Genomic DNA, 22,786 nt, shown 5'->3' with positions numbered 1-22,786 from the left:
CCCCGGTGGCACTCTGGACGTATGCCGGAACTCCCCGAGGTGGAAGCGCTCAAGGACTTCCTCACCGAGCGCCTGGTCGGCCACGAGATCGTCCGGGTGCTGCCCGTGGCGATCAGCGTGCTGAAGACGTACGACCCACCCCTGGCCGCCGTCGAGGGGCACGAGGTCTGCGCGGTGCGCCGGTACGGCAAGTTCCTGGACCTCGAGACGGCGGACGGCCCCCACCTGATCACCCATCTCGCCCGCGCCGGCTGGCTCCACTGGAAGGACCGCCTCCCCGACGGCCCGCCCCGGCCCGGCAAGGGCCCGCTGGCCCTCAGGGTCGCGCTGGAGACCGGCGAGGGCTTCGACCTGACCGAGGCGGGCACCCAGAAACGCCTGGCGGTCTACGTCGTCCAGGACCCGCAGGACGTCCCGGGCATCGCCCGCCTCGGCCCGGACCCGCTGGCCGACGACTTCGACGAGCCCCGCCTGGCGGCCCTCCTGAAGGACGAGCGCCGTCAGCTCAAGGGCGCCCTGCGGGACCAGAGCCTGATCGCCGGCGTCGGCAACGCCTACAGCGACGAGATCCTGCACGCGGCGAGGATGTCCCCCTTCAAACTGGCCGCGAAGCTGACCCCGGCGGAGACGGGCACCCTCTACCGGGCCCTGCGGACCACGCTGACCGAGGCGGTGGAGCGTTCCCGGGGCCTGGCGGCGGGCCGGCTGAAGGCGGAGAAGAAGAGCGGGCTGCGCGTCCACGGCCGCACCGGCGAGCCCTGCCCGGTCTGCGGCGACACCGTCCGCGAGGTGTCCTTCAGCGACTCCTCGCTCCAGTACTGCCCGACCTGCCAGACCGGCGGGCACGTCCTCGCCGACCGGCGGCTGTCCCGGCTCCTCAAGTAGTCCGCGCTGGCCGTCACTTGGTGCGGGGCCACCACTCGAACATCACGATGGTCGCGTCGTCCCGCAGCCGGTTGCTGGGGGTGTCGGTGATCGAGTGGATGAGACGGCGCAGCGTCTCCGGCGCCAGCTCGCCGGCCGAGGTGGCCCGGATGACGTAGTCGGCGAACCGCTCCAGGCCGAACTCGCCGCCGTCCTCGGTCCGTGCCTCGATGACCCCGTCGGTGTACATGAGCACCCGGTCGCCGGGTTCCAGGGCGAGCTCATGGGTCTGCCGCGGCCGCGTCGAGAACCGGCCCGGCAGGCCCATCGGCGGCTCGGGGTCGCGCTCCATGGCGTCCACGATCAGCCGCCGATCGCGGATCAACAGGGGCATGGGGTGGCCGCAGTTGCTCCAGCGCAGCATCCCGGTCTCCAGGTCGAGCTGGGCGAGGATGCCGGTGCAGAACTGGTCCGGCAGCCACTCCGCCAGCGCCTCGTCCACGCACGACACCAGGTCCGGCAGATCCGCGCCGGTGCGCCGCGCGTTGCGGAAGGCGGCGAGCGACACCGCGGTGGTGAGCCCGGAGGCGAGGTTGTGCCCCATGGCGTCCAGCACCGCGATGTGCAGGGTCGTCTCGGTCAGCGAGTGGTCGAAGGCGTCGCCGCCGATCTCGTAGGCCGGTTCCAGCACCCCGGTGGACACGACGTGCGCGGTGCCGATCGTGCGCGGCGGCAGGAAGGCGCGGAGCATCTCCGCGGGCAGCTGCATCGGCTCGGAGCGGGTGCGCCGTACGAAGGAGTCCTTGTACAACCGCTTGGACGTGATCATCATGGCCAGCAGGGCGGCCAGGGCCCGGCCGCGGCGCAGGGTCCGCGAGGTGAGGGACGGGGCGTGCACCGCGAGGACGCCGAGCCGCTCGGCGCCGTCCAGCAGGGGGAACCAGGCCGTCAGGCCGCCGTTCTCGGACTCCTCCACGCGCAGGGACTGCGTGCGGTACGTCCAGCCGGCGAGGGTGGTGTCGATCTCCAGTGCCTCGGCCACGTCGGTGAGCGGGACGAGCTGATGCTGCTGGAGGTCGGCGAGGTAGACCACGGACTGCTGCAGGCCCAGGGCCTTGGAGCAGCGGGCCACGGCGGTGGCCAGTTCGAGCGCGGCGTTGGCCGGGTCGGCGAGGAACTCCTCCAGCGGACCGTCGTCGGCGTCGGGCGTCCCCACCTGCGCTCCCCTCGTCGGGACCTGGGCTCTCGGGTGTGTCCCCAGCAGTGTCACACCGGGGTGCCGGGCCCGCCCGCCGACGGGGGCAACGGGGTCACCGGGAGGGCAGGGTCACCAGATGCTCCCCGTCCGAGGTGCGGACCTCGTAGTGGGCGATCTCGTGCGTCCGGAAGGCGGCGGCGCCCATCATCGTGTTCTCGCGGGCGTCATGGCGGGCCACGCTCCAGCTGGTGATCACCTGCGCCGAGCCGTCGCGGCCGACGGCGATCAGCCGGCAGGCGCGGGGGCCCGCCCCGTCCTTGACCTTCAGCTCGACCTGGGTGCCCCAGGGCTCGCTCTCGGCCGTCACCTGCGCCCACACCCCGGAGCGTTCGTCGGTGGCCGAGACCGGTCGTGCCGTCGAGCCCTCGTCCGCCGCCGTCATCGCGACCCCCGGCGCGGCCAGCGCCACCGCCGCCGACGCGGCCAGGCCGGACAGCAGGCGCCTGCGGCCGGTGCGGTGGCGTCCCGCCACCTCGCCCAGCAGCCGGTCCAGCAGCCGGGGGCCCGGGCCGGCCATCGGGTGCACGGAGCGCGGAGTCGCCCTGCGGTACAGCATCAACTGCCGTGTCGCGGGGCCGAATTCCGTCACGTGTGCCGCGCAGCTGGGGCACTCCATGAGGTGATCCTCGAAGCGGAAGGCGTCCGCCTCGTCCAGCACGCCGAGCGCGTACGCGGCGACGTCGCGATGCCTCTCCAGGGACCTCATGCGGAATCCTCGTGCCGTTGGGTGCGGGGTGGGTTACTCCTTGCTCCCACCCGTACGCACCGGACAGCCGAATCACTCAAGCACCGCACAGAATCCCGACCAAGGGTTTCGGAGCGGCCGGGGCGGCGGATTGGTCCCGTCCCGGAAAATTTTCCACGGGGCTTCGGCCGCTCGGCCGCGCCTAGAACAGGTGGATCGCCAAGTGCCCGAGCGGCAGCCCCAGCTGCCAGGCCGGCGTCCACACCTTGGGGCCCTCGTCCTCGCCCCCGGGGGCGCCGCCGCCCGGCACCGCGTTCAGGTCCGGTGCGAGCAGTTCGGTCTCCTCCAGCCAGCGCCACGCCGCCTCGGCGAGGTCCAGATCGGGAGCGGGCGCGCCGGACTCGATCGCCTCGGCGGCCCTCCTCGCCATGCGCTCGCGCACCCAGTCCTGCCACGGCTGGTCGTACGCCGTCAGCGACAGCCAGGTGTCGAGCTGGGAGACGACGCGGATGCCCGAGAGCTCACCCCCGGCGTCGGACAGGAAGATCGTCAGCGCCAGCGCGTCCCGGCCGGCGCGGAACTCGAAGGACGTCGGCGGCATCAGATCGCCGGTCCGCAGCAGTTCGTCGGCGATGTACTCGGCGTACAACCACGCCATGGGAACGGTCAGTTCACCGCCGTCGGTGCCGTCGGTGCTCTCTTGGCCTCTGTGCTGCATCCCTTCCTGCCTTCCTCCGGTGCGTACGCGTCGCCCGAACCGGGCTTCCAGTCCGGAACACGGATGAAGACAGCCGATTACTCAACCATGGTCCACGGCAAGGCGCTTTACGGAGGTTTGACCCGGCCTTGGGTTTCACCGCAGGTCGGCCGCGTATCCGGGAAGCACCCGGCGCAGGGCGCGCAGCGCGTAGTACGCGCGGGACTTCACGGTACCGGCCGGGATGCCGAGGGTCTGCGCGGCTTCCGCCACACTGGCCCCCTGGAAGTACACCAGCACCAGGACTTCACGGTGCTCCGGAGTGAGTGTCTTCACAGCCTCCCGCACATCGAGGGCGGCGGCCGCTCGCTCCGCGTGGTCGGCGCAGACCCGGGCGTTCTCCAGGATCGCGTCGCCGACCTCCGGCGGCCGCGCCTGCCGGGCCCGCCGCGCGTCGATGGCGAGCCGCCGGCCGACGGTCAGCAGCCAGGGCCGTACGGAGTCGAAGTCGTCGGCGCGCAGGGCCTCGGGATGCTGCCAGGCGCGGACCAGGGTCTCCTGCACCAGATCCTCGGCGCGCTGACGGTCTCCGTCGCAGAGCCTGAGCAGCAGCGCGAAGAGGGGCCGGCCGTGCTCGCGCTGGAGTGCGGCGAGCTCGTGCTCGGCGGTCGTCCCGTTCATCAGAGTGGTTCCGGCCGTCATGGCCGTATGGCATCGCAGGGCGCCCGTCGAGGACAGGCCGCGCACAAGGGTCTGCGACGGACGGTCGATCGCGTCGACGAACGGTTCGACGAACGGTCTCGGCCATCACCGGCGCAGGGCCGGACGGGCTAAGAGGCGTGTCGGAACCAGGTACCGATGTGTGCTGATTCTTACCTATTGATGGGTAAATACGACTACATCGGGGTGAGAGATGATCGCACGCAGTAGACAGGTGGCCCTGGCCCTCACCGTGGTCCTGGCCGCGGGCGCGGCCTGCCAGGCCGACCGCCATGAGGCCCCGGGGCGTCCCGCCCCCTCCGCCACCGGCTCCGGTGGCTTCACTCTCGTCGCCTCCGGCGACGTCCTGCCGCACAGCTCGATCATCGACCGCGCCCGGTTCGACGCGGGCGGCCGGGGCTACGACTTCCGCCCCATGTTCGCCGGGGTGAAACCCCTCGTGACCCGCGCCGACCTGGCCCTGTGCCATATGGAGACGGTCTACGGCGAGAACGGGAACTACACCGGCTACCCCGCCTTCAAGTCCCCGCCGGAAGTCGCCGCGGGCCTCGCCGCCACCGGCTACGACGGCTGCTCGACCGCCTCCAACCACAGCCTCGACGACGGCGCCGACGGCATCCGCCGCACCCTGGACGCCCTCGACCGGGCCGGCGTACGGCATGCCGGATCCGCCCGCGCGGAGGCCGAGGCGCGCACGGTCACCGTGCTGCGCGCCGGCCGGGCGCAGGTGGCGCACCTCGCCTACACCTACGACACCAACGGCTATCCCCTCCCGCCCGGACAGCCCTGGGCGGTCAACCTGATCGACGAGGGCCGGATCCTCGCCGACGCCCGGGCCGCCCGCCGGGCGGGCGCCGACGTGGTCGTCGTATCGCTGCACTGGGGCACCGAATGGCAGGACGAACCCGACCGGCAGCAGCTGACCCTGGCCCGCTCGCTCACCGCGGCCCGCACCGGCGACCGCCCCGCCGTCGACCTCATCCTCGGCACCCACGCGCACGTCCCGCAGGCCTACGAGAAGGTGAACGGAACCTGGGTGATCTACGGCATGGGCGACCAGATCGCCGGCCAGATGTTCAACCACGCGGGCAGCCCCGACCCGCGCGGCAACCAGTCCACGCTCGGCCGCTTCACCTTCGCCGCGCCGAAGCGCCCCGGCGGGCGCTGGGAGGTGACCAAGGCCGAATTCGTGCCCCAGCTGTTCGACGTCGACGCCGGCCGGGTGGTCGACCTCAACCAGGCGCTCGGACAGGGCGCCGACGTCACGGGTGTGCGGGACCGGATCCGGGACGTGGTGTTCAGCCGGGGCGCGGCCGAGGACGGGCTGGTGATGGGGGAGTAGGCCCGATGCCCGGGGTCGGCCCCTGCGCCGGGGGCGGCGCTCAGTCCATGTCGACGTGGTCGAAGGTCTTGAGCATCTCCTTCAGCACCCGCTTGCACGCCCGCAGTTCGGCGTCGGTCAGATCGCCGCCGACCTGCCGGTTCAGGGCGTGCTCGCGGGCGAGGATCGCGTCGATCACCGCCTCGCCCGCGGCCGTGATCCGGATCAGCGAGGAGCGCTGGTGCGCCGGGTTGGGCGTGACCTCCGCCCAGCCCTCGGCCACCGCGTCGTTGACCATCCGCTGCACGAACTGCCGGGACAGCGCCATCAGTCGGCCCATCTGGGGCACCGTCATGGCCTCGTGCCGGCGCAGCAGCCCCAGGACGGATCGCACACCGACGGAGACCCCCTCGACCTGTTCGCCCTGCTCGACCTTCCGCAGCCCGCGGCGGTAGACCGCGCCGATCAGGTCGAACACCTCGGAGACATGGTGGCCGAGGGCGTCGGGGGGAAGCGGGGCGTCGTTGTCGTTCACCCGGACATCATGCACCGCCCCATCATGACAACCAGGTTGTCAAACCATCCAGAGAATGACACCTTGGTTGTCATGACTGCTGCCTCGGAGCTTCGCTTCTTCCCGTCCGCCGACGGTGACCTCGCCTACCTGGACACCGGCGCGGGGGATCCGGTGGTCCTCCTGCACTGCGGGTTCGTCGACCACCGCTACTGGGCGGACCAGATACCGGCGCTCGCCGCCGAGTACCGCGTGATCGCGCCGGACGTACGCGGCCACGGCTTCTCGGCCAACGCGAGCGCGCCGTTCCGCTGGGCCGACGACCTCGCCGGACTGCTGCGCCACCTCGACGCGGGGCCCGCGGTCCTGGTCGGCGTGTCGATGGGCGGGGTGATCGCCACGGACACGGTGCTGGAACACCCCGAACTGGTCCGCGCCGTGGTCACGTGCGGTGCCGCGACCGGCGATCACCAGTACACGGACCCGTGGACCCGCGAGATCCAGGCCGAGTTCGCGCGCACCCTGGGCGCCGGTGACATCGAGGGCTGGCTCGCGGCCTTCCTGCGGGTCGTGCCCGGCGAACACCGTAGCGCCGCGGACATCGACCCGGAGATCCTGCGCCGGCTCAGGGAGATGGCCCTGCACACGATCATGAAGCACACGCCGGGGGAGAAGGACTGGCACATGCGGGTGACCGACTCCTGGTCCCGGCTGGCCACGATCGACGTACCCGTGCTCGCGCTCAACGGCACCCTCGAACCGGCCGACATGATCGACGCCGCCGAACGTCTCGTCCGCGAGGTCCCGCACGGGCGGGCGGAGACGGTCGAAGGCGTCGGCCACTACCTCTCCATGGAGCGGCCGGACGCCTTCAACCGCGTGGTGCTGGAGTTCCTGCGCTCCCTCTGACGCCCCGTGAGACCCCGGCCGGGCCGGTCACGGCACCACAGTCACCGGCCAGCGCCCCGCCTTCACCAGCCGGATCGCGACCGAGCCGACGATCCGGTGCCCCGCCTGCTCCGAGGCGCCCACCACCACGGCGTCCGCCTTGAGGTCGTCGGCCGCCTTCACCAGGCCGTTGTAGGGGTCGCCGCGGAAGGTGTGGAACTCCCAGCGCACATCGAATATCCCCCTCGTGCGCTCCGTCGCGTCCCGGATCTGCGCCACCAGATCCTCGGCGATCTCGTCGGTCACCTCGGCGACCGGCGCCCCGAGGGCCGCCCCCGCCGCCATCACCGGCTGGACATACACCACGGCGAGCAGAGCGTGCTGACGCCGGGCGAGGCCACCGGCGTACGCCGCCGCCCGCAGGGAGGAGTCGGAGCCGTCCACCCCGACCAGGATGACCTTGGGTCCGTCCGTGCCCCGCTCGAACCGGTGCGTGTGCTGTTCCGTCACGCGCCGAGGCTATCGGAGCTCACGGGCCGGTCCCCGGGGAGAGGATGACGGCCCGCGCCCCGCGAGCACCGCGGTGCCGCGCGCCGACGGCGTTCGTCCTCCCCGCGGGCCGGGCCCCCGAGGGGAGGCTCGACCGGCGAGAACGCCGCCGCCCCCGCGGAGGCCGCCCGGCTCCGTCCCCTCGGCGAAGCCCCCGCCGCTCGCGTCCCGTTCACCCCGTCCCGCACCACCGCGTACGCCCCTGCGCAAACTCCGCGAAAACGGGCACCCGAACGACGGCCCGCGCCCCGCGTGCACCGCGGTGCCGCGCGCCGACGGCGTTCGGCCTCGCCGGAGGGGACCAGGCCGGGCGCGTCGAGCCGGACGCGGACCTGTCCGCACAGGTCCGCGTCCGGCATCGGCAGAGCGGCAGCCGCGCACCAGCAGGGCAGCGGCCGCGCGCCGGGGCGGCCTGACCATTCGGGAGACCTTCCCGTTCCCCCCGGTTCCCCCTGATGCGCCGCCGCTGACGGTCCGTCATGGGCCGGGCGGGTGGAATCGTGCCGCCGCTGAGGTGTCGTCGTGGTGCGCCGGTGCCCGGCCGGGCGACTGATGAGTCATGCAGAAGGATCCGTTGCTCACCCGGCTGCTCACCCGCCGCCGGGCCCTGCTCGCCGGCGTCACCGCCGTCGGGGCGGCCGGCACCGCCGGGCTGTTCGCCCTGGGCGGGGACACCGAACCGGTCAGGCCCTCCGCCGCCCCGGCCGCGGGCCCCCAGGCGCGCAGCGCCCTCAAGCCCTCCTCCTACCGACTCCAGCCCCTGACCGGCTACGGCCCGCCCCGGGCGGCGCCCCGCCGCACCCTGGTCCGCCGTACCCCGCTGCTGCGGGTCTCCGGCCGCGGCCGGACCATGGTGCTGACCTTCGACGACGGCCCCGACCCGCGCTACACACCCGCCATCCTGGACACCCTCGCGGAGTACCAGGTGCGGGCGATGTTCTTCGTGTGCGGAGAGATGGCCGCCGCCCGCCCCGATCTGCTGGCCCGGATGGCCGAGGAGGGCCATGTCGTGGGCAACCACACCTGGTCCCACCCGCTGCTGACCCGGCTGACCCGCGGTCAGATCCGCTCCCAGATGGAACGTACCTGCGACATCGTCGAGGAGGCCGGGGGCGAACGCCCCCAGTGGTTCCGCGCCCCCTACGGCGCCTGGAACCGCGCCGCCTTCCAGCTCGGCGCCGAACTGGGCATGGAACCGCTGGCCTGGACGGTCGACACCCTCGACTGGACCACCCCCGGCACCCGGACCATCGTCGGCCGGGTGGAGAACGGCGCCGCCCCCGGCGTCGTGGTGCTCTCGCACGACGCCGGGGGCGACCGCTCCCAGAGCGTCCACGCCCTGCGGGACTATCTGCCCGACCTGCTGGACGCCGGCTATCACGTCACCGTCCCCCGGCGGCAGTACGCCTGACGGGCTCCCGCCCGCCCGGCCGGGGAACGCTCAGCGGACCTCGACCAGGCGGGCGAAGGCCACCACATTGCCGTTGTAGCCGTTCTGCTTGGAGAAACCGCCGCCGCAGGTGATGACCCGCAATTCCGCGGCGCCCTTGGAGCCGTAGACCCGGTCGCCGGGGAAGTTGTTCTTCTCGAACACCTCGATGCCGTAGATCTCGAACACGGCCGTCTTTCCGTCCTTGCGCGCCACCTCGACGCGATTTCCCTTCTTGAGGGCGCCGAGCCCGTAGAAGACGGCGGGCCCCTGGCTGTTGTCGACATGGCCCACGACGACCGCGGTGCCCTTCTCGCCGGGCGAGACGGCGCCGGTGAACCAGCCCGCCAGGTTCGGGTCCTCCGGCGGCGGGGCGTCCACCCAGCCCTCGGCGTCCAGACCCACGGCCAGCATCGGCGCGTCGACCTGGATCGCGGGGATCCGGACCCGGTCGGGCACGGCGTACGGCAGCGGGGCGGGGGCGCCCCCGAAGGTGGTGGCGCCCTGCACCCGGCTGTCGGCGGCGGCGGCCGACGCGGGCTGCGGAGGGCCGACGTCGAATTCCCCCGAACCATTCCGAATGAGCGCGAGGCCGGTCAGCAGAACAAGCGCTATCACGCCCCAAGGAGCACGCTTCTTCCGCTGCTCCTCCTCTTCGGCCAGCTCGGACCCAGACATTCGTTACCCCTCTCGACGCGGCCGTCGCCCCGTCATTCGCGCATACGAGAACGCTAAGTCCCGAGCGGGAAACCGGCGACGGGTGCGGCTGCGAACGGGTGGCCCCGACTCCTTTCGGCATCCGGTGGTGCGCCATCCGAGTTGCCGTCGAAAGGAATTTTCTGACCGGCCGTGACCTGCGACAATATCCGATTGTGCGCTTTTCTCCCGGCGTGTCCTCTCACCAGGACGGACCATTCCCGAAATGCGGCCTCCTGATCGGCATCTGAGGGTCTGTCTGGGAGGCGCTTTCTCGCCGATCGACCGGGGACGGTTCCCGGGGCGTCTTCCGCGGAGGATCAGATGCGCAACTCTCGTGCCCTGGCGGTGTCAGCGGCGGCGGTCGCCGCCCTCGGGCTCGCCGCCCCCGCGGCCGTCGCCTGGGACCAGCCGAGCAACATCGTCGCCCTGCCCAGTGTCATCGCCCGCGGGGGCCAGATGACCATCACCGTCGACGGCTGCCGGGACGGCGGCACCGCGACCTCCAACGCCTTCCCCTCGACCCGGCTGTCGCCCATCCATGGCGCCAACGAGACCTCGAAGGGCACCGCGACGATCAACAGCCACGCGAGCCCGGGCACCTACGACATCACCGTCACCTGCTCCGGCAGGACCCTGACCCGTCCGGCCGCGTTCACCGTCATCGGTGGCGTGCGCGGCGGCATCGGCGGCAGCTCCTCGTCCGGGGCCACGCCGACCGACATCGCCATCGGTGGCGGTCTGGTGGCCGCCGCCGTGGTCGGTGGCGGACTGTTCTGGATGCGCCGCAGGTCCGAGAAGGGGATCTGATCCGCAGCCGTTCGGGGATCGCACGTCAGTGAAGGCCTTCGCCCCGGCCCCCCTTGCGGGGGGAACCGGGGCGAAGGCCTGTGCGCGCTGCCGGCGTCAGCCGCCGTCCTCCGAGGTGCGCTTGCGGGAGAGGTGGTACGCCGCCCCGATGGAGCCCGCGATGAGCGCGGCACCGAGCCCGATCTCCTGGAGGTCGAACCCGGCGAAGGTGCCGCCCTCGCCCGCGTGGACGCCCTTTTGCGGGTGCGGGTGCGGGTGCGGCTGGGGCGAGGGGCGGTGGGTGGGCGTGCGGCCGCCGGCGATGGTCAGATCCGTCGAGCCGCTGATGTTGTCGCAGGAGAACGTGACCTTGTACATCGCGCCCGGCCTGGCGTCCCAGTCCACGACCGCTGTCGCCTGGGACTGATGCGGGCGGATGGTGACCGTGTCGAAGACCGCCGAGGTGACCGTCGCCGGTCCTCTGCAGCCGCCGTCCCGTTCGAGTCTGAGTGCGACCTGCCCGCCCGCGGCGATCGTGGAGGGCAGGACGCTGAAGCCGAACGGCGTGATGTTCTCCTCGTCCGCGGCCAGGGCGGCCGGCGCGGTGAGGGTCAGGGCGGTCACGCCCAGCAGCGCGGCCGAAGCGACGCGTATCGCGCGCATGGTGGTTCCTCCGGGTCCCCGAGGAGCAGCTGCGGACCTTTTCCGCTTGCGCCAGAAATGCACCTCGATGATCGAAACGCTAGGAAGGTGCGCACACCCGCGCGAACGCAGTCGTACAAATGGGGCAAGCGTGTGGGCCGCTCGGGGGACAGCCGTTCCTGCGGCCGGGGGACGGTGGCGGCGTGGCGCCTTCGTCCCCCGGGTGCGTTCCCCTCAGCCCTTGGCGTCGGGGAAGAGGTTCAGGAACGGCTCAGCGGATGCCGTGATGCCACGGCTGTAGGGCGCGTCGAAGTCCCAGATCAGGAAGAGCAGGAAGGCGATCAGCGCCGAGAACAGCACGGCGAGGATCAGCTCGCGCGGGGTCCGCCGGATCTGCAGGGCGAGGATCATCCCGATGGTGACGACGGCCCCGGCGATCAGCCCGAACCACACCACCCCCGGCATGGTCTCCCCGGTCGAGTTGGCCCGGGCGTTGCGCGCCTGGTCCGCGGCGGCGACCTGGTCCACGATCGGCTGGTAGGCCTGGGCCTCGAAGTCGGTGCGCGGCTCGTAGTCGGTGACGTCCTCGCGGACCCGCTGGAGGAGCTGGGTGCCGCGCTCGGTGACCTCGCCGTGGTCGGCCATCGCCTGCCACTCGGTGGTGACGACGTGTCCGACATAGGCGTTGACATCCTCCCGAATACGGTCACGCACCTCCGGTGGGTACACCCGGACCCGCTCGGAGATCTCGTGCAGGGCGATCGCCTCCGACTGGACGTGGTCCTGCGCCGCACTGCGCCCCTCCCACACCCCGGCGATGGCCAGGCCCAGGACGATGGCGTAGACCACGCCGATCCACATCGTCATGTACTCGATGACGTCCGGCGTCTCGGAGGGGTCCTCGTCCTCCGCCGCCGTGCGATGGCGGACGAAGGTGATGGCGACCACCACGACGCAGGCGGCCAGCATCGCGAGGGTGAGAACAAGCCATTCCGGCAAGGGGTGCCTCCAGGATCAGCGCGGGCGCAGCGCGGCGACGGCGACGATCGCGGGCGCGGCGATGAGCAGGACGAAGGTGAGCGGGGCGGTGGCGCTGCGGGTGGGCGGCCGCTTGGCGGTGGGGCGGTGGCGCGGGTAGTGCACCGGGGCCGCGGAGGGGCCCGGGGCGGGCGTGGCCGACGGCGTCGGAGTCGGCTTCGGCTCGGGCTGCGGGGCGGGGATGGTGGGCGGGGGCGGTTGCGGGAGGAGGGCCGCGGGCGCCGGGGGCGGTGGGGGCTTCGGTGCTGGTGGCGGGGTGGGTGCGGGGATGGGCTCGGGCGGCTTCGGGGTGGGCTTCGGTGGGGGTTCCGGGGTGGGGGTCGGCTTGGGCGGCGCGGACGTGGGCGTGGGGGTCGGGCAGGGCGTCGGGGGAGGAGGGGGCGGAGGGGGAGGCGGCGGCGGTGGGGGGCACGCCGGGGGAGTGGGCCAGGCGGCGCTCCCGGCGACCGCCACCGCCTCGGTGCCGCCCGGTCCGGTCGAGGCGTAGGCGCAGGCGTCGGCCGCCGCGGGACCGGCCGGCGCCCCCACGAGCAGCCAGCTCAGCGCCAGCAGGGCCAATATCCGGGCGGCGAGGGCGGATTGGGTCGTTTCGGGTGCATGCACGACACAGGATCCTGCGGCCTGGCCGACGCCCAGAAACCTTTCTTCGCAGGGGAATGCCCCGAAGGGAGGACGGGAGCGGCGGGCCGTTTGATGGACGGCCCGCTCGCCCGTCCGCCGACCCGATCACCCGTGCGAGGGCGGCCGGTGTCACAGGTTCCGGAAAGAAAATCGCGCCCCGGTTGAACACAGCCGGGGTTCCCGTGCGTACCCAGTGTCGTGCGGCGGCGCAGCAGGGCGCTGCAACACCCGTACATATATGGGGAGTTGACGATGAAGACCTCGTGGCGGAGCGCTTCGCTCGTGGTGAGCGCCGTGGCAGCACTGGCGCTGACGACGGCGTGCGGTCAGGAGACCACCCCGCCGGCGAGCAGCCAGAACGTCGGTGCGACAGCGGCGGCCGGAGACTACGGAACCGCGGGGACCGGCCTGGGCGACGCCGCCGAGTCCGGCACCGCCGGGGCCGGTGCGCAGGGTGCCGCGACCCAGACGACCCCCGCCGGTGAGCTGGCCGTCTCCACCGACGAGGAGCTCGGCCAGGTGCTGACCGACAGCGCCGGGCTCACCCTCTACCGCTTCGACAAGGACACCGCCGAACCGCCCAAGACGAACTGCGAGGGCGACTGCGCCACGACCTGGCCTCCGGTTCCCGCGGACGACGCCGGCGCCGGCGCCGGCGTCGACAAGTCCCAGCTCGGCGAGGTCACCCGGCCCGACGGAACCAAGCAGCTGACGATCGGCGGCTGGCCGGCGTACCGTTACGCCAAGGACGTCAACGCGGGCGACACCAAGGGGCAGGGCGTGGGCGGCACGTGGTACGCGCTGGCCCCCGACGGCAAGAAGGCCCAACTGGCCGATTCTCCCGGCCTGTCCACCCGCAAGGACCCCGGCCTCGGCGAGATCGTCGTCGACAAGAACGGCATGACGGTCTACCGCTTCATGAAGGACGAGGCCTGGCCGGAGCCGGTCTCCGCCTGCACCGGCGCCTGCCTGGAGAAGTGGCCGGTGGTGGCGCCGGTGGCGAACAACGACACCAAGGGCGTGGAGAAGAAGGGCCTGATGAGCTTCACCCGGCCCGACGGCGCCAAGCAGCAGACGGTCGACTGCTGGCCGATCTACACCTTCGCCGGTGACAAGGCTCCCGGTGACACCAACGGTCAGGGCGTCGGCGGCACCTGGTACGCCGTGGCCCCCGACGGAAAGCCGGTCGGCGCGCCGGAAAAGAAGTAGAAGGCGGGTACTTCGCAGGCGAGAGAGCCGGACGAACGGCCGGCGCGCGCCCACGGGTCCACCCCCTCCGCACCGCACGGAGGGGGTGGACCCGTGGGTCGTGGTGCGGGCGAATTCGGCACGTGCCGCAGGCAGTGACCGGGAACGGATGGTCAATTTCCGTTTCCGCTCGCTCCTTTGGCGGGCGATCAGTAGCCTCAGCTCGAACACCGGATCGCCTGAGCCTTGGAGAGATAGATGGAGCGTCCCGCCTGGGCACCACGGAGCATCGACATCTCGGTGCCGAGCGTCTCGCGAATCTACGACTACTACCTGGGCGGTTCGCACAACTTCGAGGTCGACCGGGAAGCCGCGCGCAAGGCCATGGGGTTCATGCCGGGCCTCCCCAAGATCATGCAGGCGAACCGGGCGTTCATGCGCCGCGCCGTGCGTTACGCGGCCGGCGAGGGGATCACCCAGTTCCTCGACATCGGCTCGGGCATCCCGACCTTCGGCAACGTCCACGAGGTGGCCCAGGCGGCCAGCCCCGGCGCGCACGTGGTCTACGTCGACCACGACCCGGTGGCCGTCGCGCACAGCCAGGCGGTCCTGGACGGCGACGAGCACACCGACGTCGTCGCGGCCGATCTGCGCAAGCCCCGGGAGATTCTGGCGAGCCCTCAGGTCGAGCGGCTGATCGACCTGAACCGTCCGGTGGCCCTGCTGCTCGTTGCCATACTGCACTTCGTGGAAGACGCGGACGACCCGTACTCAGCGGTGGCCGAGCTGCGCGACGCGCTCGCGCCCGGCAGCCTGCTGATCCTCACGCATGCCTCGTACGAGGGAATCCCGCTTCCCGCGGAGCGGGCCGAGGGCACGGTGGGCGTATACAAGGACATTCGCAACCCGCTGATCATGCGCTCGCGCGAGGAGATCGCGCGGTTCTTCGAGGGGTACGACATGGTGGAACCCGGACTGGTGTCGATGCCGCGGTGGCGGCCGGACACCGCACCGGAGGATGAGGACCCCTGGGCCTTCTCCGGTTTCGCGGGCGTGGGGCGTACGGCGTGAGCGCGGAGCCGGACGGGCCGGAGGACAGACTGCGCCGGTTCGCGACCATCTGGAGCCGGGCGGTGTTCCCGGTGACCTCGACGTCGTCGACCCGCCCGGAGTTCGAGGAGCAGCTGCTGCCGCTCGCCCGCCGGTTGAGCGTGGCGCTCAGGGCCAGGACCTTCGACGCCGAGGAGGGCCGGGCGGTGGGCGCCGCCCTGGTGGGCGCGCACTGTACCGACCCCGAGGCGCTCAGCCGCAGTCTCGACTGCGTCGAGGCCTATCTGGTGCTGTACTGCGGCGGCGACGGCCCCCGGGAGGACCTGCGGGCCCGCTCCGCGCGGCTCCAGCACGCCATGGCCGCCGGGTACGCCCAGGCGCTGCGCGAGCGGACGCTGGCCGAGCAGGAGGCGATCTCCGTGGCCGCCCTGAAGGCGCAGGGCGTGGTGGCGCAGGCCCTGCACGCCAGTGAGGCCCGCTTCCGGGCGGTGTTCGAGGGCGCCGCCATAGGGATCGGCATCGCCGACCTCGGGGGCAACATACTGCAGGTCAATGGCGCCCTGGTGCGTATGTTCGGCGGCGCCGAGCAGATGGTGCGGGCCCGCAACGTCATGGACTGGACGCATCCCGAGGACGCGCCGCAGGTCTGGAAGCTCTACGAGGAGCTGGTGCGCGGCGAGCGCGAGCACTACCACGTGGAGAAGGCGTTCTACCGTCCCGACGGCACGGTCCTGTGGACCAATCTGACCGTCTCCCTGCTGCGCGACGCCGACGGCAACCCCGAGTACCAGCTCGCCCTGATGGAGGACACCACCGAGCGCCGGCTGCTCAACCTCCGGCTGCGCTACGAGGCTACGCACGACGCGCTCACCGGGCTGCCCAACCGCACGCTGTTCTTCGAGCGCCTGGAGAAGGCCCTCGGTGCGGGGGAGGGCCAGCGGTTCGGGCTGTGCTACCTCGACCTGGACGGCTTCAAGACCATCAACGACAGCCTCGGCCACGCGGCCGGCGACCGGCTGCTGGTGGAGGTCGCCGACCGGCTCCAGGCCTGCGCGACCGCGCCCGGTGAGATGGTCGCCCGGCTCGGCGGCGACGAGTTCGTGGCGCTGACCACGGGACCGGACACCGCCCGCGAGGTCGACGAGCTGGCCGCCCGGATCATGAACGCGCTGGTCGCCCCGATCAGCGTCGACGGCCGGGAGCTGACCGTGCGCGGCAGCATCGGCATCGTGGAGGGAGCGGCGGGCGAGCGCAGCCCGGCGGAGGTGCTGCGCAGCGCCGACATCACGATGTACCGGGCGAAATCGGCGGGGGGCAACCGCTACGAGCTGGCCGATCCCGAGGCCGACGCCCGCGCCATCACCCGGCACGGACTCACGACATCGCTGCCGACCGCCCTGGACCGGGGCGAGTTCTTCATCGAGTACCAGCCGTTGGTGCACCTCGGCGACGGCAGCGTCCGCGGCGCCGAGGCCCTGGTGCGCTGGCTGCACCCGCAGCACGGCGTCCTCGGTCCCGACCGGTTCATCCCGCTCGCCGAGCACACGGGACTGATCGTTCCGCTCGGCCGCTGGGTGCTGGAGCAGTCGGTGCGCCAGGCCCGGGAGTGGCGCGACCGGCACTCGGACGCGGGCCCGCTGCGCATCAACGTCAACCTCTCCCCGTGCCAGCTCACCCACCCCGGCCTGGTGCAGGACACGGTGGACATCCTGGAGCGCACGGGCGTCGACCCCGACGCGCTGTGCCTGGAGGTCACCGAGTCGGCGCTGATCGGCGCAGACGACGACCTGCTCAAGCCGCTGCGCCGGCTGGCCGAGATGGGCGTCGACATCGCCCTGGACGACTTCGGCACCGGCTACTCCAACCTCGCCAACCTGCGCCGGCTGCCGGTGAGCGTGCTGAAGCTGGACCGCTCCTTCACCCAGAGCATGCAGCAGTTCCCGGCGGACCCCGTCGACCTCAAGATCGTCGAAGGGATCGTTTCCCTCGCCCACAGCCTGGACCTCACGGTGACGGTGGAGGGCGTCGAGACCGGCGCCCAGGCCGAACAGCTGCGCATACTCGGCTGCGACACGGCCCAGGGCTGGTACTACGCCCGCCCGGGCCCCCCGGAGCGCCTGCACGAGCTGGCGCTGGTCGACGCGACGGGTTGAGCTTCCCGACCGCCCCTTGGGAAAACCCCCAAGGGGCGCGGGGAACTGCGCGAGCAACCACAGACGATCGGCATCCCGCAACGGCGATCCACCGAGCAGACGCCCCCCGGGACGTCACCGCTCCAGCAACATCCGCTGCAACTCCCGCGCGGCCCGAGGCGGAGCCACATCGCTGCGGTGGGCCAGCGCGATCGTGCGGTGCAGGCCGGGACGGGCCAGCGGGGTGACCCGTAGGCCCCGCCCCGCCCGCGCCGCCACCATCCGCGGGACCACCGCCACGCCCAGCCCCGCCCGCGCGAAGCCCAGGACCGCGTCCATCTCGCCGCCCTCCACCGCGAAGTCCGGTTCGAAGCCCTCCGCGCGACAGGCCGCGACGGTGAGTTCGCGCAGGTCGTAGCCGTGGCGGAACATCACCAGGCGTTCGCCCTCCAGGTCGGCGACGCTGATCGCGCGCTTGCCCCGGCCGGGCTTCGGGGCGTCCGGGGAGGAGACCACGACCAGGTCCTCGCGCAGCAGCTCCACCGTCGCCAGGGCCGGTGACGGGGTCGGCAGCGGGAGGACCACCAACGCCAGGTCCAGCGCGCCGCGGGCGAGCTCGCGTACCAGGTCGTGGGAGCCGCCTTCCTCGATCAGCAGGCGGATGCCGGGGTAGCGGTCGTGGAAGGCGCGCAGGACGTCGGGGAGCAGACCGGTGCACAGGCTCGGGGTCGCGCCGAGCCGGACCCGACCGCTGCGCAACTGCACCAGCTCCTGGACCTCGAGCCGCGCTGTATCCGCGTCGGCCAGGATGCGCCGGGCCAGCGGCAGCAGGGCCTCGCCCGCGTCGGTGAGCGTGATGTTGCCCCGGGCCCGCAGGAACAGGTCCGCGCCCAGCTCCCGCTCCAGGGCCTTGATCTGCTGGGACAGGGACGGCTGCGCCACGTGGACCAGGTCGGCGGCCCGGGTGAAGTGCCGGGTCTCGGCGACCGCCACGAAGTACTGGAGCTGCTGGAACTGCATGGCACCCACGATAGCCGTTGGCTATGGAAACGAGCCGGATGATGTCTTGGACCGATCGGTCACCCGCCCCGTACCGTCTGGTGACATGGCTCTGGCAACGCGGACGGACCGACGACCGTCCATGGCACGCACGGTGTGGGACAGCTCCGTCGGCAAGAAGACCGTCATGGCGGTCAGCGGGCTGATCATGCTGTCGTATCTGGTCGTCCACATGATGGGAAACCTGAAGATCTTCTTCGGGGCCGGGGAGTTCAACGAGTACGCGCACTGGCTGCGCACGGTCGGCGAGCCCTTCATGCACTACGAGTGGACGCTCTGGCTCGTCCGCGTCGTGCTGGTGGTCGCCGTGATCGCGCACGGCGTCTCCGCGTACCAGCTCAGCCGCCGCGACATCAAGGCGCGGCCCAGCAAGTACGTGCACAAGAAGCCGCGGGCGAGCTACGCCACCCGCACCATGCGCTGGGGCGGGATCATCCTCGCCCTGTTCATCGTCTGGCACATCCTCGACCTGACGACCGGCACCGTGCACTCGGGCGGATTCGAGGAGGGGCGCCCGTACCAGAACGTCGTGGACACCTTCTCCACCTGGTACGGCAACGTCATCTACATCGTGGCGGTGCTCGCCGTCGGCCTGCACATCCGGCACGGCTTCTGGAGCGCCGCCCAGACCCTGGGCGCCGGCAGCCGCACCCGCGACCGCGCCCTGAAGGCCGTAGCAAACGTTCTCGCGCTTGTGCTCACCTGCGGCTTCCTCGCCGTGCCCGTGGGCGTCATGACCGGAGTGGTGAGCTGAGATGACCTACACCGACTACCAGACCGGCGAGCCGGTCGTCGACAGCAAGGCGCCCAAGGGCCCGGTCAACGAGCGCTGGGACAAGCGCCGTTTCGAGGCCAAGCTGGTCAACCCCGCCAACCGGCGCAAGCACACGGTGATCGTCGTCGGCACCGGTCTGGCCGGCGGCTCGGCCGGCGCCACGCTCGCCGAACAGGGCTACCACGTCGTCCAGTTCTGCTACCAGGACTCCCCGCGCCGCGCCCACTCCATCGCCGCGCAGGGCGGCATCAACGCCGCGAAGAACTACCGCAACGACGGCGACTCCGTCCACCGGCTGTTCTACGACACCGTCAAGGGCGGCGACTTCCGGGCGCGGGAGTCCAACGTCCACCGCCTCGCGCAGATCTCGGTGGAGATCATCGACCAGTGCGTAGCCCAGGGCGTGCCCTTCGCCCGCGAGTACGGCGGACTCCTCGACACCCGCTCCTTCGGCGGCGTCCAGGTCTCCCGGACCTTCTACGCCCGCGGCCAGACGGGCCAGCAGCTCCTCCTCGGCGCCTACCAGGCCCTCAGCCGGCAGATCGCCGCCGGGAACATCGAGATGCACCCGCGCACCGAGATGCTCGACCTGATCGTGGTGGACGGCCGGGCCCGCGGCATCGTCGCCCGGGACCTCGTCACCGGCAAGATCGACACGTACTTCGCCGACGCCGTCGTCCTCGCCAGCGGCGGTTACGGCAACGTCTTCTACCTGTCGACGAACGCCATGAACTCCAACGCCACCGCGATCTGGCGGGCCCACCGGCGCGGCGCTTACTTCGCCAACCCCTGCTTCACCCAGATCCACCCGACCTGCATCCCGCGCACCGGCGACCACCAGTCCAAGCTGACGCTGATGAGCGAGTCGCTGCGCAACGACGGCCGGATCTGGGTGCCGAAGGCCAAGGGCGACGACCGCCCCGCGAACAAGATCCCCGAGGACGAGCGCGACTACTACCTGGAGCGCATCTACCCCTCCTTCGGCAACCTCGTGCCCCGTGACATCGCCTCCCGCGCCGCGAAGAACGTCTGCGACGAGGGCCGCGGAGTGGGACCGGGCGGGCAGGGCGTCTACCTCGACTTCGCCGACGCCATCAAGCGCATGGGCCGCAAGGCCGTCGAGGCCAAGTACGGCAACCTCTTCGACATGTACCAGCGGATCACCGACGAGGATCCGTACCAGGTGCCGATGCGGATCTACCCCGCCGTGCACTACACGATGGGCGGACTGTGGGTCGACTACGACCTGCAGACCACCGTCCCCGGCCTGTTCGCGATCGGCGAGGCCAACTTCTCCGACCACGGCGCCAACCGCCTCGGCGCCTCCGCGCTGATGCAGGGCCTGGCCGACGGCTACTTCGTGCTGCCGGCGACCATCAACGACTACCTGGCCAGGAACCCGCACCAGGAAGCGGTCACCACCGACCACCCCGTCGTCCAGGACGTGCTGGCCGAGACCGAGGACCGGATCAACCTCCTGCTCTCGGTGAACGGCGACCGCACCCCCGACTCCTTCCACCGCGAAGTCGGCGAACTGATGTGGGAGTTCTGCGGCATGGCCCGCACCGACTCCGGGCTGCGCAAGGCGCTGGAGCGCATCCCGCAGATCCGCGAGGAGTTCTGGCGGCGGATCAAGGTGCCCGGCACCGGCGAGGAGTTCAACCAGTCGCTGGAGAAGGCCAACCGCGTCGTCGACTACCTGGAGCTCGCCGAGCTGATGTGCCTCGACGCGCTGCACCGCGCCGAGTCCTGCGGCGGCCACTTCCGCGAGGAGTCCCAGACCCCCGACGGCGAGGCCGAGCGCCGTGACGACGAGTTCTCCTACGCGGCCGCCTGGGAGTTCACCGGGACCGGCGAGGCGCCGGCCCTGCACAAGGAAGACCTGGTCTTCGAGTACGTCCACCCCACTCAGCGGAGCTACGCATGAAGCTCACCCTGCGCGTCTGGCGGCAGAAGAACGCCGACGCCGACGGCGCCATGTCCACGTACGAGGTGGACGGGATCTCCAAGGACATGTCGTTCCTGGAGATGCTCGACACGCTCAACGAAGAGCTCATCCTGCGCGGCGAGGACCCGGTCGCCTTCGACCACGACTGCCGTGAGGGCATCTGCGGCGCCTGTTCCCTGGTCATCAACGGCGACGCGCACGGCCCCGAGCGGACCACCACGTGTCAGCTGCACATGCGGTCCTTCCAGGACGGCGACACGATCGACATCGAGCCGTGGCGGGCATCCGCGTTCCCGGTGATCAAGGACCTGGTGGTGGACCGGTCGGCGTTCGACCGGATCATCCAGGCCGGCGGTTACATCACCGCGCCGACCGGGGCGGCGCCCGAGGCGCACGCGACTCCGGTGCCCAAGCCGGACGCCGACTTCGCCTTCGAGCACGCCGAGTGCATCGGCTGCGGGGCGTGCGTCGCCGCCTGTCCGAACGGCGCGGCGATGCTGTTCACCTCGGCCAAGGTCAACCACCTGAACGTGCTGCCCCAGGGCGCTCCCGAGCGGGAGACCCGGGTGCTGGACATGGTGGCCCAGATGGACGACGAGGGGTTCGGCGGCTGCACGCTGGCCGGCGAGTGCGCCACGGCCTGCCCCAAGGGCATCCCACTGGTCTCCATCACCAGCATGAACAAGGAGTGGCTGCGGGCCACCCGCAAGGTGGGCAAGCGGTAGCGCCGCGGGCCAGGTGAACGTTCGCCGACAGGTGCGGACGAGCGGGGCCGGGAGGGTGCTCCCCGGCCCCGTTTCGCCTGACCGGGCTCGCTACGCTGCCCGTATGATCATGGGAAGTCACCAGCGGGAGTGGCTGGTTGAGGCCGTCGGCCGTTTCGAGGCCGCCGTGCGCGCACAGGAACCGGACCGGGCGGAAGACGCGTTCCACGAGCTGTACCGGAGCTTTCAGGACGCGGCACCGCAGGAGGCCGCCCAGGCCGCCCCGCGGCTGGCCGCGCTGCTGCCCGAGGTGCCCCCGGGGCCGCGCGCCACCATAGCCGTCATCGTCGGCGCCTGCGTGGAGCGCGGCGCCGACCCGGCGCCCTGCGCGCCGTACGTCTTCGTGGAGCTGGCCGAGACGCTGGCCGCGGTGGGGGAGTTCTGCGAGCGCTGGGCGGAGACCGGCGGCGGGGACTTCCCCGATCCGGAGCCCGGCGAGGCGGACCCGGCGCTCTTCGAACGCGTCGGGTGGGAGCCTGCCCTGGCCTGGCTGTCGATGCCCCAGTGGGAGATGGCGTCCCTCGCCATGCTCAACCACCCCGCCGTGCGCACCGCGCTGGACGGCTCGCTGCGCGCCCGGCTGCTGCGGGCGGTGCGGACCGTGGCGGAGGCGTCGGGCCACGAGTTCAAGTGCCTGACGTACGCCCTGCTCGTCCTCGACGACGAGCCGCTGGTCGTGCTGCACCGCCCCACCGGCACCGGCTACCGGCTGCGGATGAGCGGGATCGGCGACAACTTCCAGCTGCACACCCTGCTCGCGGACGTCCTCGTCGGCGGCGGCCATGTGCCCGGCCGGGCCCCCTCCCCGCAGGAGGCGGCGGTCTGCCGGGACGCGCCGGGGCAGGTGCACACCGTGGGATCGTTCAACCTGGTGGCGCCCGGCGGGGAGTGGGTGTGGAACGAGGGCACGCCCACCGACATCCCGGTCGTCGACGGCGTACGCCTGCTGGTCCTCGACCCGCCGCCCTACGAGCGCAGCTGGCCCTCGGGCCGGTTCTTCCCGCACATGAAGGGCGACCTCGTCCTGGAGCGGGTGCTCGACGCCGCGGAGACGCGGTACTGGCTGGAGGGGTGCGCGCCGCCCCGGTGACGGCGGCCCGAGCGTTCCGTTCAACAACCTCACATCCCCGCTCCTGACGCCGGTCACGCCCCGGACGCC

General features: G+C 71.9%; 23 protein-coding genes. 12 read left to right on the top strand and 11 right to left on the bottom strand.

Going from position 1 to position 22,786, the window contains the following annotated elements; genetic code table 11:
- Positions 1-21: 21 nt before the first annotated feature.
- Positions 22-885, top strand: coding sequence for an Fpg/Nei family DNA glycosylase (locus ACFYW5_RS23160; RefSeq protein ID WP_389418962.1), 864 nt, complete (start codon positions 22-24; stop codon positions 883-885).
- 13 nt (positions 886-898) lie between these two features.
- On the opposite strand, the gene ACFYW5_RS23155 is transcribed toward ACFYW5_RS23160, so the two are convergent.
- The 4 genes from ACFYW5_RS23155 to ACFYW5_RS23140 form a co-directional block, all read right to left on the bottom strand.
- Entirely contained in the window at positions 899-2,080 is a 1,182-nt protein-coding gene (locus ACFYW5_RS23155; protein WP_389418961.1) for a PP2C family protein-serine/threonine phosphatase, read from the bottom strand.
- A 94-nt stretch (positions 2,081-2,174) separates the two neighbouring features.
- On the bottom strand, positions 2,175-2,828 hold the full coding sequence (locus ACFYW5_RS23150; RefSeq protein ID WP_389418960.1) for a zf-HC2 domain-containing protein: 654 nt from the start codon (positions 2,826-2,828) through the stop codon (positions 2,175-2,177).
- Between the two features lie 181 nt (positions 2,829-3,009).
- Positions 3,010-3,525, bottom strand: a complete 516-nt coding sequence (locus tag ACFYW5_RS23145; protein WP_389418959.1) for a hypothetical protein — start codon at positions 3,523-3,525, stop codon at positions 3,010-3,012.
- Positions 3,526-3,660: 135 nt separating this feature from the next.
- Positions 3,661-4,206 (bottom strand): sigma-70 family RNA polymerase sigma factor, encoded by a 546-nt coding sequence (locus ACFYW5_RS23140; protein WP_389418958.1) that lies wholly within the window; start codon positions 4,204-4,206, stop codon positions 3,661-3,663.
- Between the two features lie 211 nt (positions 4,207-4,417).
- Here ACFYW5_RS23140 and ACFYW5_RS23135 point away from each other — a divergent pair, with 211 nt between their 5' ends.
- Positions 4,418-5,566: a CapA family protein gene (locus tag ACFYW5_RS23135; protein WP_389418957.1), complete on the top strand. Its 1,149-nt coding sequence runs from the start codon at positions 4,418-4,420 to the stop codon at positions 5,564-5,566.
- A gap of 40 nt (positions 5,567-5,606) precedes the next feature.
- On the opposite strand, the gene ACFYW5_RS23130 is transcribed toward ACFYW5_RS23135, so the two are convergent.
- Entirely contained in the window at positions 5,607-6,080 is a 474-nt protein-coding gene (locus ACFYW5_RS23130; RefSeq protein ID WP_389418956.1) for a MarR family winged helix-turn-helix transcriptional regulator, read from the bottom strand.
- A gap of 72 nt (positions 6,081-6,152) precedes the next feature.
- Here ACFYW5_RS23130 and ACFYW5_RS23125 point away from each other — a divergent pair, with 72 nt between their 5' ends.
- On the top strand, positions 6,153-6,968 hold the full coding sequence (locus ACFYW5_RS23125) for an alpha/beta fold hydrolase (protein ID WP_389418955.1): 816 nt from the start codon (positions 6,153-6,155) through the stop codon (positions 6,966-6,968).
- A 27-nt stretch (positions 6,969-6,995) separates the two neighbouring features.
- On the opposite strand, the gene ACFYW5_RS23120 is transcribed toward ACFYW5_RS23125, so the two are convergent.
- Entirely contained in the window at positions 6,996-7,457 is a 462-nt protein-coding gene (locus ACFYW5_RS23120) for a universal stress protein (RefSeq protein ID WP_389418954.1), read from the bottom strand.
- 598 nt (positions 7,458-8,055) lie between these two features.
- Between ACFYW5_RS23120 and ACFYW5_RS23115 the strand changes: the two genes are divergently transcribed.
- Positions 8,056-8,907, top strand: coding sequence for a polysaccharide deacetylase family protein (locus ACFYW5_RS23115; RefSeq protein ID WP_389418953.1), 852 nt, complete (start codon positions 8,056-8,058; stop codon positions 8,905-8,907).
- 30 nt (positions 8,908-8,937) lie between these two features.
- Here the strand turns inward: ACFYW5_RS23115 and ACFYW5_RS23110 are convergent, their stop codons facing one another.
- Positions 8,938-9,603 (bottom strand): class F sortase, encoded by a 666-nt coding sequence (locus tag ACFYW5_RS23110; RefSeq protein ID WP_389418952.1) that lies wholly within the window; start codon positions 9,601-9,603, stop codon positions 8,938-8,940.
- A 342-nt stretch (positions 9,604-9,945) separates the two neighbouring features.
- Between ACFYW5_RS23110 and ACFYW5_RS23105 the strand changes: the two genes are divergently transcribed.
- The gene (locus tag ACFYW5_RS23105; protein ID WP_389418951.1) at positions 9,946-10,431 is read left to right on the top strand and encodes a hypothetical protein; all 486 of its coding nucleotides are present in this window, start codon (positions 9,946-9,948) and stop codon (positions 10,429-10,431) included.
- A 96-nt stretch (positions 10,432-10,527) separates the two neighbouring features.
- On the opposite strand, the gene ACFYW5_RS23100 is transcribed toward ACFYW5_RS23105, so the two are convergent.
- From ACFYW5_RS23100 to ACFYW5_RS23090, 3 genes are all read right to left on the bottom strand, one after another.
- The gene (locus ACFYW5_RS23100; RefSeq protein ID WP_389418950.1) at positions 10,528-11,073 is read right to left on the bottom strand and encodes a hypothetical protein; all 546 of its coding nucleotides are present in this window, start codon (positions 11,071-11,073) and stop codon (positions 10,528-10,530) included.
- Between the two features lie 213 nt (positions 11,074-11,286).
- Complete coding sequence (locus ACFYW5_RS23095) at positions 11,287-12,051, bottom strand: DUF4239 domain-containing protein (protein WP_389418949.1); 765 nt, start codon at positions 12,049-12,051, stop codon at positions 11,287-11,289.
- Positions 12,052-12,066: 15 nt separating this feature from the next.
- Positions 12,067-12,693, bottom strand: a complete 627-nt coding sequence (locus ACFYW5_RS23090) for a hypothetical protein (protein WP_389418948.1) — start codon at positions 12,691-12,693, stop codon at positions 12,067-12,069.
- Positions 12,694-12,963: 270 nt separating this feature from the next.
- On the opposite strand from ACFYW5_RS23090, the gene ACFYW5_RS23085 reads away from it, so the two are divergent.
- The 3 genes from ACFYW5_RS23085 to ACFYW5_RS23075 all read left to right on the top strand — a co-directional run bounded on the left by ACFYW5_RS23085 (position 12,964) and on the right by ACFYW5_RS23075 (position 17,102).
- The gene (locus ACFYW5_RS23085; RefSeq protein ID WP_389418947.1) at positions 12,964-13,920 is read left to right on the top strand and encodes an SCO0930 family lipoprotein; all 957 of its coding nucleotides are present in this window, start codon (positions 12,964-12,966) and stop codon (positions 13,918-13,920) included.
- A gap of 237 nt (positions 13,921-14,157) precedes the next feature.
- Positions 14,158-14,970, top strand: a complete 813-nt coding sequence (locus ACFYW5_RS23080) for an SAM-dependent methyltransferase (protein WP_389418946.1) — start codon at positions 14,158-14,160, stop codon at positions 14,968-14,970.
- A complete protein-coding gene (locus ACFYW5_RS23075) occupies positions 14,967-17,102 on the top strand; it encodes a putative bifunctional diguanylate cyclase/phosphodiesterase (protein ID WP_389418945.1) in 2,136 nt (711 codons plus the stop codon). Before ACFYW5_RS23080 ends, ACFYW5_RS23075 begins: the two co-directional genes overlap by 4 nt.
- A 114-nt stretch (positions 17,103-17,216) precedes the next feature.
- Here the strand turns inward: ACFYW5_RS23075 and ACFYW5_RS23070 are convergent, their stop codons facing one another.
- The gene (locus ACFYW5_RS23070) at positions 17,217-18,101 is read right to left on the bottom strand and encodes a LysR family transcriptional regulator (protein WP_250077382.1); all 885 of its coding nucleotides are present in this window, start codon (positions 18,099-18,101) and stop codon (positions 17,217-17,219) included.
- A gap of 121 nt (positions 18,102-18,222) precedes the next feature.
- Here ACFYW5_RS23070 and ACFYW5_RS23065 point away from each other — a divergent pair, with 121 nt between their 5' ends.
- From ACFYW5_RS23065 to ACFYW5_RS23050, 4 genes are all read left to right on the top strand, one after another.
- Entirely contained in the window at positions 18,223-18,894 is a 672-nt protein-coding gene (locus ACFYW5_RS23065; protein WP_389419213.1) for a succinate dehydrogenase, read from the top strand.
- 1 nt (position 18,895) lies between these two features.
- Entirely contained in the window at positions 18,896-20,842 is a 1,947-nt protein-coding gene (locus ACFYW5_RS23060; RefSeq protein ID WP_389418944.1) for a fumarate reductase/succinate dehydrogenase flavoprotein subunit, read from the top strand.
- The gene (locus ACFYW5_RS23055; RefSeq protein ID WP_389418943.1) at positions 20,839-21,588 is read left to right on the top strand and encodes a succinate dehydrogenase/fumarate reductase iron-sulfur subunit; all 750 of its coding nucleotides are present in this window, start codon (positions 20,839-20,841) and stop codon (positions 21,586-21,588) included. Before ACFYW5_RS23060 ends, ACFYW5_RS23055 begins: the two co-directional genes overlap by 4 nt.
- Before the next feature lie 103 nt (positions 21,589-21,691).
- Positions 21,692-22,717: a hypothetical protein gene (locus tag ACFYW5_RS23050; protein WP_389418942.1), complete on the top strand. Its 1,026-nt coding sequence runs from the start codon at positions 21,692-21,694 to the stop codon at positions 22,715-22,717.
- The last annotated feature ends 69 nt before the right edge of the window (positions 22,718-22,786 follow it).

This window comes from Streptomyces sp. NPDC002779 (assembly GCF_042888685.1).
Classification (GTDB): Bacteria; Actinomycetota; Actinomycetes; order Streptomycetales; family Streptomycetaceae; genus Streptomyces.
Note: the sequence above shows the minus strand (reverse complement) of the source record. Positions and strands in the feature narration are given on the sequence as shown.